Source organism: Streptomyces sp. NPDC002573, assembly GCF_042889625.1.
Lineage (GTDB): Bacteria > Actinomycetota > Actinomycetes > Streptomycetales > Streptomycetaceae > Streptomyces > Streptomyces gibsoniae.
On sequence record NZ_JBIARC010000144.1, the window covers coordinates 1 to 10,239 of the forward strand.

The 10,239-nt window shown below is 68.9% G+C and carries 9 protein-coding genes; 7 read left to right on the top strand and 2 right to left on the bottom strand.

The annotated features are described in order from the left end of the window. Positions 1-222 precede the first annotated feature (222 nt). The 7 genes from ACFYX0_RS45250 to ACFYX0_RS45280 all read left to right on the top strand — a co-directional run bounded on the left by ACFYX0_RS45250 (position 223) and on the right by ACFYX0_RS45280 (position 8,848). The gene (locus ACFYX0_RS45250) at positions 223-978 is read left to right on the top strand and encodes an AAA family ATPase (RefSeq protein ID WP_388980992.1); all 756 of its coding nucleotides are present in this window, start codon (positions 223-225) and stop codon (positions 976-978) included. Between the two features lie 729 nt (positions 979-1,707). After that, positions 1,708-1,845 carry a hypothetical protein gene (locus tag ACFYX0_RS45255; protein WP_355917433.1) on the top strand — a complete coding sequence of 46 codons (138 nt, stop codon included), beginning with the start codon at positions 1,708-1,710 and terminating at the stop codon, positions 1,843-1,845. 512 nt (positions 1,846-2,357) lie between these two features. Next, on the top strand, positions 2,358-3,455 hold the full coding sequence (locus tag ACFYX0_RS45260; protein ID WP_388980993.1) for an MBL fold metallo-hydrolase: 1,098 nt from the start codon (positions 2,358-2,360) through the stop codon (positions 3,453-3,455). Positions 3,456-3,548: 93 nt separating this feature from the next. Continuing rightward, complete coding sequence (locus ACFYX0_RS45265; RefSeq protein ID WP_388980996.1) at positions 3,549-3,887, top strand: BlaI/MecI/CopY family transcriptional regulator; 339 nt, start codon at positions 3,549-3,551, stop codon at positions 3,885-3,887. Between the two features lie 26 nt (positions 3,888-3,913). Further along, positions 3,914-4,810, top strand: a complete 897-nt coding sequence (locus ACFYX0_RS45270; RefSeq protein WP_388980999.1) for a M48 family metalloprotease — start codon at positions 3,914-3,916, stop codon at positions 4,808-4,810. Positions 4,811-4,887: 77 nt separating this feature from the next. Further along, complete coding sequence (locus ACFYX0_RS45275; protein ID WP_388981001.1) at positions 4,888-6,033, top strand: MFS transporter; 1,146 nt, start codon at positions 4,888-4,890, stop codon at positions 6,031-6,033. Positions 6,034-6,175: 142 nt separating this feature from the next. Continuing rightward, positions 6,176-8,848 carry a WD40/YVTN/BNR-like repeat-containing protein gene (locus ACFYX0_RS45280; RefSeq protein WP_388981004.1) on the top strand — a complete coding sequence of 891 codons (2,673 nt, stop codon included), beginning with the start codon at positions 6,176-6,178 and terminating at the stop codon, positions 8,846-8,848. Between the two features lie 82 nt (positions 8,849-8,930). Here the strand turns inward: ACFYX0_RS45280 and ACFYX0_RS45285 are convergent, their stop codons facing one another. Together ACFYX0_RS45285 and ACFYX0_RS45290 are read right to left on the bottom strand one after the other, a co-directional pair. Continuing rightward, complete coding sequence (locus tag ACFYX0_RS45285; RefSeq protein WP_388981006.1) at positions 8,931-9,170, bottom strand: hypothetical protein; 240 nt, start codon at positions 9,168-9,170, stop codon at positions 8,931-8,933. Positions 9,171-9,609: 439 nt separating this feature from the next. Continuing rightward, entirely contained in the window at positions 9,610-10,020 is a 411-nt protein-coding gene (locus ACFYX0_RS45290) for a carboxypeptidase-like regulatory domain-containing protein (protein WP_388981009.1), read from the bottom strand. Between the last annotated feature and the right edge of the window lie 219 nt (positions 10,021-10,239).

Consider the following 10,239-nt stretch of genomic DNA (forward strand, 5'->3'; position numbering starts at 1 on the left):
ATCATCTCCCCTGCAGTCGCACGACAGGAAAGCGACCACGGAAACGATCATCTCGTCAACACGCCACTTCCCGCAGCGAATTGCGCAGCAGAGTCTTCGGTCCGTGCAAAGTCACCTCCACCGGAACCTGCCTGCACCTGTCGATGTCAGTGCCTGGATCTATGGTCAGGGCATGACTTCGACAGGCGCTGCTGCACCGGACCGGACCAGGAGGGGCAGCCGATGACCCGCCGCGGCCAGGGCTTTGTCCGGCATGTCCAGCTCGATTCGTGCGTGGACACGGACCGCTATCCCTTCAGTCTGCCGGTGGTCACCCACCTCGCCGGCCTGGACAGGCTCGATCTCGACCCTGCACTGACGTTTGTGGTCGGCGACAATGGCTCGGGCAAGTCCACCTTGATCGAGGCGCTGGCCACGGCCGCCGGCTTCAACGCCGAGGGCGGTTCGCGGTCCTTCCGGTTCGCCAGCCGGGCTTCCGAGTCCGATCTGGGTGATCACCTGACGTTGTGCTGGAACCGCAGACCCCGCACGGGATTCTTCCTGCGTGCGGAGAGCTTCTACAACGTGGCCACCGAGATCGAGCGGCTCGACGAAGGGTCGGGGGAACTTCTGGGCGCCTACGGCGGTCGGTCCCTGCACGAACGCTCCCACGGCCAGTCGTTCCTCGACCTGGCGCACCACCGTTTCGGCCCGAACGGCCTGTACGTACTGGACGAACCAGAGGCAGCCCTGTCGGTTCAGGGATGCCTGGCGATGATGGTGAGGATCCGGGAACTTCTCCAGCAAGGGTGTCAGTTCGTGGTGGCCACGCATTCACCGATCCTGCTGGCCATGCCCGGCGCACGGATCCTGCAGATCGAGACCGGCGGCACCATCGAGCAGGTGGAATACGAACAGGCCGAGCCTGTCGCCTTGACCCGCGCGTTCGTCAACCACCCTGACCGCTTCCTGAACCGCATGTTCGCCGAGGACGCATAGGCCGGTCGGTCCGACGGCGCTCTGCCCGGACCTTCAGGGCCAGGCACACACGTGGGCACCTCTGCGCCAAAGAATGCAGCGCGAGAACTGTTCTCACGCACAGGTGCGTGACTTCACCTCTCAACAACACTTGCCGGCCCCGAGACCGATACATGCCTCCCGAAGTGAGCCGCAAACGCCACCGGCTGAGACCCGCACAGCCACCCCCCACCGAGCCAGAGGGCGCCGGTCAGGCTCTGCTCACGGGCGAAGCCGATGCCAAGGCATGCTGGGTGCCCGGTGGTCAGGGTGCGCGCCGCGGTGATGTTCCAGCTCGTCCAGCCGTCTGGTGGTGTTGCGCGCGGTGCCCCTTCGGCAGTGCGGTTTTTACCGTCCTCCACCCCACGCAGACGGACCACCCGCGCTGCGCGGGTCTTCCCGCTTCTCCCAGCAGCAGCGGACGGCTGGTGGGAGCCGTCTGTGAGTATGTCCCGCGATGCTGCGGTGGATCCGGCGATTTCGGAGAGCTGGTGCGCGCCATCTCGCGCAGCGCCAGGTGCCAGCGGGTCCTCAGCCGCCCTTGCCTGGTCTTCTTCCATTCCCCGACGCAGCCGGAGTCGGCTGGATCTTCCTACTCACCACTGTCCGCGGGATGGCCGACCGGTTCCCCCTTCGTGGGGCTTGCACCTCATAATATACGAGCCTATGCTCCTATGTGTTTGATCCCCATAGCGCCGTTGAGGAAACAAAATGATCAATACAGAGGATCTGGTCAGCCGGAACACCGCGTTCGCCGCCCGTGGCGCGCATGAGGGCCTGCACATCCTGGGCAACGGCACCGGACTGATCGAGGTCGTCGCCCCGACCGCGAGGGCCGGGGAGGAATAGGCACCGGCCTCGCCCACCTCGGCGAGGCTCACCAAGGCATCGCCCGATAGAGGCGGCCGGGTTCCGCCCGTGAGGGCAGATCCGATGCGACTGTGCAGGACGAACACGGCAGCACAGGGTCCCGTCGAAGTCTTCGTCGAACGCTGCAAGACGGCCTTGGGTAGTAGGTCCCGGCTGCCGACGTGGGCGAGCAATCGCCTCTGCCTCGCGCCGCGAACAAGAGGCGATGCGCCGCCTGTCGGTGTGAGCAGCTGCCCCTGATTCCCGTACGCATCGATGAGCAGCGCAGCATCACCGTGGGCCGGGCGGCATCGAAAGCACCGACAGGGGCCCGGTCGGCCGCCCTGGTGCGCAGTCCGTCCGGCCTGTGTCCCGGCTGCGTGCGCCTCCGCTCTGAGCCACTGTGGTGGTTGTGACGATGCCGATGCCCCCTCGCGGCCGTCACGGCACACCCGGCTGATCGGACCAGAGCTGTAATGTCCGCGCCAATAGTCGTGGGCGGCTCGTCGGCAATGAAGAAGCCGAACAATCGGCGGAAAGCTAATCGCATGTGTCTTGCTCCAGGTACCGCCGCCGAAGCGGCCAGTGCTACGCCTCGTCCCGCCTTCGGGCCCGCGGTGGACCCCATTCATCTTGAACCGGTCGACGAGGTCGAGATCACGATTCTCGTCGACAACGTCTACGACGCTCTGCTGGGCGGCGATGAGCGCACGCGCCGTGCCCCCTTCAGCGTCGGTGCCGAGCCGGCGCCGCACTTCGAGGAGGGCGAGAGCTTCGTCGGCCTCGTCGCCGAGCACGGCTTCTCCGCACTGGTCACGATCAAGCGGCTCGGACACACCAGCTCGCTGTTGTTCGACACCGGGCTCTCGCCGACAGGAATGGTCGTCAACGCCGACCGGCTCGGAGTGCGCTTCGACGATCTCCAAGCAGTCGTGCTCAGTCACGGCCACTTCGACCACGCCGGAGGCCTGGCCGGGCTCGCGGGACGCCGGCGCGCCTCAACAATGCCGATGCTCGTACATCCCGAGGTGTGGACTCGCCGTCGCGTGGTGCTCCCGGGTTCAGGGATCCAGCCGTTTCCCACCGTCAGCAAGAAGGCTCTGCGCCAGGAGGGATTCGACGTGGTGGAACGGCGCGTACCCTCGCTGCTCCTCGATGAGAGCGTACTGATCACTGGTGAGGTGGACAGGACGACTGAGTTCGAACGGGGCATGCCGCCCAGTCATGAGGCGTGGACGGGCGAGCGATGGGCACACGACGCGAAAATCATCGATGATCAGGCCCTCGTCGTGAACCTCCGGGGGCACGGACTGGTGGTGCTGACCGGCTGTGGCCACGCCGGCGCGGTCAACATCGTTCGACACGCCCTACGGCTCACCCAGGTCGACCGGCTCCATGCCCTCATCGGCGGACTGCATCTGAGCGGGCCGGCATTCGAACCGATCATCCCGCCGACGATCACTGCCCTGGCGCAATTCGCGCCGAGCCTAGTCGTTCCCGGCCACTGCACAGGCTGGCGTGCGCAGCATGCACTGGCTGCTGCGCTCCCGTCGGCCTGGGTACCAAGCTCGTCCGGCACCTCGTTGCACCTTGAGGGCGCGCCCGCCTGACGTGCCGGCCCCTGCGCCACGGATGTGCGACAAGGGAGGCCGCAGCCCCCGTAGCGACGGGCGGCGGTGGACGGGAAGGAAAGGGATCTGACCATGCCGAGCCCACGCGATGGGGCCGAGGCGGGCACCCGGCGTCCGGCCGGGGCGCTGACCGCCGCCGAGGTCCACCAGCAGCTCAGCGACGGTCTGGCTTACAAGACCGTGCTGACCGTACTCGGCCGGCTTCACACCAAGGGTCTGGTGGACCGCGAGTCCGTCGGCCGTGCGCACGCCTACACGCCGAGCCGAGCAGCTGCGGAGCTGGCCGCCCAGGAGATGAACGCAGCCCTGCGCCGCACCGGCCACCGCGCCGAGGTGCTCCAGCATTTTGTGGACACCCTGGACGTCGACGAGCAGGCCGCCCTGCGCGCCCTGCTCGACTCCACGGACTGAACGGGTCGGGAAAGGCGACGACGTCCGTGTACCTGACCGTCTACCTCCTGCTCCTGGCGCCCGCCGTGCTGGCTGCCGCCGGCCCTCGGCTGGCCCGGCAGCTCGCACCGGCTGCCGCGGCCCGCATGCTGGCGGCCGTCACGGCGGTGGCGGCGGTGTCCACGGTCTGGGGCCTGCTGGTCCTGGCGGCCGGTGGCCTGGGCCGCATCGGTGAGGTCGTCGCCTACACCCGTCCCGACCCAGCCGCGCTCGCCGCCACCGATCCGGTGCCGCGCACGCTCGGGGTACTGGCCGCCGCTCTGCTCTCGTGTGGCCTCCTCCGGCTCACGCGCACTGTGCGGCGGCGGCGCCGTGAGATGCGGGCACTGGCTGGCCTGCGGGGTCTGCCGGCGGCCGACAATCTGATCGTGCTGGCCGACGACCAGCCGGACGCCTACGCGCTGCCCGGTCGACCCGGGCGGATCGTGGTCACCTCCGGCATGCTGCGCGCGCTGCCCGCCGACGAACGGGCGGTTCTGCTGGCGCACGAGCATGCCCACCTGGCTCACCGTCACCACCACTACAACGCCCTGGGTGAGATGGCCTGCGCGCTCAACCCGGTCCTGAGGCGTCTGCGCGACGAACTCGGCTTCACACTGGAACGCTGGGCTGACGAGGACGCCGCCCACGCGGTGGCCAGCCGAACTCTCGCGGCCCGCTCTCTCACCCGAGCCGCCCTCGCCGGCACCGGCCGAGGCCCCGCCACAGTGCTGGGCTACCTGCGCCGCCAGGTCACCGCCCGGGTCCGCGCCCTGCAGGGCGCTCGTCCCGAAAGCCGCCGCAGCGCCGCCATGCTTGCCACGTCCCTCGTCACCGTGACGGCACTCGCCCTCGCCGACGCCACCTCGGCGCTTGGCCGGTTCCTGGAGGTCTTGCACCCGTGACCGGGCCTACAGAGGCGACTCCTTCATCGGCAGGGCGCCCGGCGTGGCTGACCCACAACGTGAAAGTGCTGTGCGGGGTGTCCTTCCTTCAGGACGCCGCCAGTGAGCTCCTCTATCCGATCCTGCCGATCTTCATCACCACCGTTCTCGGCGCCCCACCCGCCGTGGTCGGCGCGATCGAGGGTCTCGCCGAAGGCGGCGCGTCGGTCACCAAGGTCGCCGCCGGAAGACTGGCCGACCGAATCGCCCGCCGACCGCTCATCGGCGCCGGATACGGGCTGGCCGCAGTCGGCAAGCTGCTCATCGCCGTCGCCACCATGTGGCCACTGGTACTGCTGGCTCGGGTGGTCGACCGGCTCGGCAAGGGCGTGCGGGGCGCGCCGCGTGACGCCCTCCTCGTCGACGGCGTCCCGAACGGGCAGCGCGGCAAGGTGTTCGGGCTGCATCGGGCGGCCGACACCGCAGGCGCCGTGGTCGGCCCGCTGGTGGGTCTCGCGCTGTACGAGGGCCTCGAGCACCGTCTGCGGCCGTTGTTCTGGGTCGCGGTGATCCCGGCTGTCGCCTCGGTCGCCCTGGTCGCCGTCGTCCGCGACCCGGGCCGGACAGGCCGCGCTTCGGCCAAGGCCGTACACGCTCGGTGGCGGTCCCTGCCCAGTCCGTACTGGCGTGTCCTGGCGGTGCTGTTCGCCTTCAACCTGATGAACTTCCCCGACGCCCTGCTCCTCCTGCGCGCCCACGCGCTGGGCCTGTCCACGGCCGGGGTCGTCGGCGCGTACGCGGTCTACAACCTTGCTTACGCCGCCCTGTCCTACCCCGCCGGGGCCTTGTCCGACCGGCTGCCACGTCCGCTCGTGTTCGCGGCGGGCCTGGTCTTCTTCGCCGTCGGCTACCTCGGCCTCGGCCTCATCCGTGCGCCCTGGTTGGTCTTCGTCGTCCTGCCGCTGTACGGCGGATTCGCCGCTTGCACCGACGGTGTCGGCAAAGCGTGGGTCTCCACCCTTGTTCCGGACCACCAGCAGGGAACCGCTCAGGGCCTGTACCAGGGTGCTACCGGCGCTGCGATCCTGCTCGCCGGCCTCTGGGCCGGGCTCGCCTGGGGCCCTGACGGCCATCTTCCGCTGCTGGTCTCCGGTATCGCCGCGCTCGTGCTCGCAGGCGTGCTTCCAACCGTGCAGCACCTATGGAGGACATCATCGACCGAAGCGTCGAATAGGGCTGAATAGAGGGGAGTTCGCGTTCAGGCGGGTGGCAATCGTAAACTCCCCACCATTTTTCCCGTGAGTGCTTTGTGTGACTGTTGTGGTCACGCCAAGATCCTCTCTGCGTCGGGACACCCCCATATGCCCGTCGCAGGGAGGAGAGGGCATGTTGCCCCAACGGCATCAGCGACGGCTCATGGCCTGCGCCGGCGTAGCGGCCGCGTTCGGACTGGTGAGCACCCAGTCGTTCGCGGCGTCGAACGACACAAGACCCCGGCCCTGGCAGGCGCGCCACCAGGCCGCCATGGGCCGGCAGCACATCAAGGCGGTGCACGCGGGTCATGGCATGTCCGCGTTCGCAGCGGAGGGCGATGACGACGGGGCCGACGAGGCGGAGAACTCCGCGGAGGCCACGGCCCAGTTCACCGAGGCGCGCACCGCACCCGGTGTGGTCGCGCCGGGCGCCTACGGGGCCGCATGGCAGCAGTTGCAGTCAATGCGGCACACGGCCGGCAGCTGGGACCACGTAACCAAGAAGGCGTACAACTCCGACGACTCCCGCTACCGCGATGTGAACTCCAATTCCAGTGGCGGTGCGGGCGACGTCACCGGACGGATCACCGGCATCGCCGCCGACGACCAGGGCTATGTGTACGCGGGCGGCGCCAACGGCGGCGTCTTCCGCTCAACGACCGGCGGCGGCCACTGGAAGCCGATCGCCGACAAACTGCCCTCCCTGTCGACCGGCACCCTGAGCCTCGACGGCCAGAACCGGCTCTGGTACGCCACGGGCGAGTCCAACACCGGGGCGACCTCCTTCGTGGGTACGGGCGTGTACATCCTGAAGGACCCGCGCCACGGGCAGTTCCAGCCCGGCGACCGCGTGGGTGGCGCTGAACTGGAGTCCACCGTCATCCACGCCCTCCGCTTCGCCGGCACCAAGGTCTGGGCGGCGACCAGCACCGGCGTCTGGTCGCACTCCACGACCACCCTGTCCGGGCCGTGGAAGCAAGAGTTCGCCCCCAACCCCGACTACCTGCCGGGTGGTTCGAAGGCGGACGACCCGAGCGCGCCGTACAAGAACATCGCCAACGACATCGCCGTCGACCCGAAGGACCCCTCCAAGGTCCTGCTCGCGGTCGGATGGCGAGGCGGTGACACCTACAACGGGCTGTACGCCCAGCAGGCCGACGGCAGCTGGAAGCCGGCCGGCGGGCTCGGTGACCTGCCCACCAGCAGTGACGACGTCGGGAACATGACGTTCGCCGCGGCGGCCGACGGCTCGCGGCTGTACGCCATCGACCAGTCGCCGGCCCAGATGGCCGCCAACCCGGACAGCGGGCTCAAGGGTGTCTACGTCTCCAAGAACGGCTCGCCGTTCGGCCCGTGGACGCAGATCGCGGACTACACCAAGCTGAAGGCGTCCGGATCCGCCCTCCAAGGTGCGGGCTACATGCCCGGCATCCAAGCCTGGTACAACCAGTTCCTCCAGGTCGACCCGGCCAACGCCGACCACGTCTACCTCGGCCTGGAAGAGGTCTTCGAGACCAAGAACGGCGGTCAGAGCTGGATCACACCGGGTCCGTACTGGAACTTCCCCTTCCCCTGCTGGAGCATCGACCCCTCGAAGCAGACCGGTGACTGCTCGCCGACCACCCACTCCGACCAGCATGCGGTCGCGATCGGCAGCTACAAGGGCAAGAGCTGGGCGTACGTCGGCAACGACGGCGGCATCTACCGCCGCCCGCTGAACGGCGCGGTCGACTCCGGTGGCCACGCCAAGGACTGGCAGCCTCTCAACGACGGCACCCTCGACGCCCTGCAGTACTACTCCGTGGGCGTCGGCAAAGACCCGACCTACGGCGGCGTCTCGGTGACCGGCGGGCTCCAGGACAATGGCCAGTCGATCCTGCGTGGCCACGACAAGATCATGGGCTCCAACTTCGGCGGCGACGGCGGCGACACCATCACCGACCCAACCAACGGCTGCAACATCGCCGAGGAGTATGTCTACCTGGACATGTGGGTCACTCAGAACTGCGGCGTGAACAACGGTGCCTGGGCGACTGACCCGTCGAAGGCCACCGAGTACGAGGTCGCCCCGCCGGACAAGGACCAGGGCGGCAACGGCGCCCGCTTCATCGCACCGATCAGCGCCGACGCCAAGGACACCAACACCTGGATCGCCGGTGGCCGGCACGTGTGGGTGAACACCAAGGGCTACGCGATCCGCTCCGGCAAGGAGTGGACGAACGCCTACGACCTCGGCGAGGGGCATGTGGCCACGGCCGTGGCGTCTTCCGGCGGCACGGTCTACGTCGGCTGGTGCGGCCCCTGCAACAACCAGGGCTTCGCCCGGGGTATCGCGGTCGGCAACGCCGACGGCACCGGCTGGCATCAGCTGAACCTGCCGGTCGACGGCACCATCCCGAACCGCTACATCTCCGGCTTCGAGATCGACCCGGCCGACGCCCAGCACGTCTACGTGGCGATCAACGGCTTCTCCCGCCGGTTCACCGAGGGCCCGGGCGCCGGCGTAGGCCACGTCTTCGAGTCCAAGGACGGCGGCGCGAGCTGGACAGACATCTCCGCCAACCTGCCCGACGTCCCCGCCGACACGGTCAAGCTGCTGCCGAACGGCGGCCTCGCCCTCGGCACCGACCTGGCCACCTTCTACCGGCCCGCCGGCGCCGCCAAGTGGCTGGTCCTGGGCCACAACCTGCCCACCACGGCCGTGATGCAGCTGCGCCTCGGCCCGGACGGCAAGCTGTACGCCGCCACGCACGGCCGCGGCATCTGGTCTCTCGACGTACGGCGCCTCAAAGGCCGTAAGGACTGATCAGCGACCGTAGGCCGGTCATACGACGACGGCCGGTGTGAACCCTGCTTCCGGGGGCACACCGGCCGTCCGGCGTTCGGGTTCACTGCACCGGGTACGCGGCCACACTCAGCCGAAGAGTGAAGAGTGGCGCGTTCTCGGGCCCCCAGGTCACGCTCACCACGCCAATGCGCGCAGCACGCGCCGTGACCTGGGTGACGCCCTTGCTGTCGGTGGCGGAGGAGGTCACCAGTGCCAGCATCGGGTTGCTGCTGCGCGGCTGTGGCCAGGGGCCATGGGTGCGTGGCTTCAGGACGACGGTCACCGTCGTACCGGATCGCACGCAGAGGCTATGGACGGAGGCGTCGCCGGAGTCGTGGACGACGGTGGCGGAGCCCGCGACGCATCCCGGGGAGGCAGAGGCCGTCCTGTGAGGGGACGGGGTTGGTGTCGATGGCGCCGACGGTGACGTTGCCGACCTTGTAGCGGGGGGCGAGCTGGGGGTTCGCGGAGTGCTCGGACCGCCTTCCGACGGGGAAGCGGTGGGTGGACTCGCGGAAGGAGGCGGCGATGCAGAGTCCGCCTCCGAGCCACCGCTGCTGCCCCCGCAGGCGGTCAGAAGACAGGACAGGGCGACAAGGGCGGCCGCGAGCGAGGGCCAGGATCCTCGGCCACCCCTGCTGTCGTGCGTCATCATGGCCACTCCCTTGTGTCACCGACGTCCCTGCGACGTCCTCGGCAGCAGTTCGGTTCCCATCGCGCCCCGGGAGATGGCAAGGGGCTCAGCGGATGCCCGAGTCGAAGGGGACGTCGATCGCGGTGAACCGCCCACTCGTGACGGTGACGGACACAGGTTGGGCGATCGGGGCGACGGCGCCGGTGAGGTTGGCCGGGCGGATGGTGTAGGTGCCCGGCGGCAGCGAGACACTGAAGTGGCCGTCGGCATCGCTGGTGGTTTGAGCGATCTTCCGTTCTGGATCGCCGCTGGTGACGGTCAGCCGGGCGCTCAGAGGACGGTCGGGACCGGGGCTCCCCTCACGGACCACCGGGCAGCCGCCGTCGACCATGGTGCGCCCCGTGATCCCGGAGTCGGACGCGGTCGGCGATCCGGTTCCGTGAGCGTCCCCGCATCCAGCCGCCGAGAAGGTGGCCAGAGCCAGGACAGCGAGGGCGGCGCCGAGGGGGCTCTTCACAGGGGTTGGACTTCCCACGGTGCGGGTCGGTTCCTCGGCCGGCATGGCCCGGTGACCGCGCGGAGAGGTTCCCGCCCGGCCACCGGCTTGTTCACCTCTATCTGCCGAGGATGCCCCGGGCTTCAGTTATCCACGGGGCTCAGCCACATCTCATCTACGTAATGAACGAGCAGTGACTGCCCTCGTTCCTGCTCGTTGATGAAGAGGTATCAGCAGGCT

Bases quoted from the DNA above. Each gene is read 5' to 3' on its own strand.
- ACFYX0_RS45280 (WP_388981004.1), top strand. From the start codon at position 6,176: ATGTTGCCCCAACGGCATCAGCGACGGCTCATGGCCTGCGCCGGCGTA.
- ACFYX0_RS45265 (WP_388980996.1), top strand. From the start codon at position 3,549: ATGCCGAGCCCACGCGATGGGGCCGAGGCGGGCACCCGGCGTCCGGCC.
- ACFYX0_RS45255 (WP_355917433.1), top strand. From the start codon at position 1,708: ATGATCAATACAGAGGATCTGGTCAGCCGGAACACCGCGTTCGCCGCC.
- ACFYX0_RS45250 (WP_388980992.1), top strand. From the start codon at position 223: ATGACCCGCCGCGGCCAGGGCTTTGTCCGGCATGTCCAGCTCGATTCG.
- ACFYX0_RS45260 (WP_388980993.1), top strand. From the start codon at position 2,358: ATGAAGAAGCCGAACAATCGGCGGAAAGCTAATCGCATGTGTCTTGCT.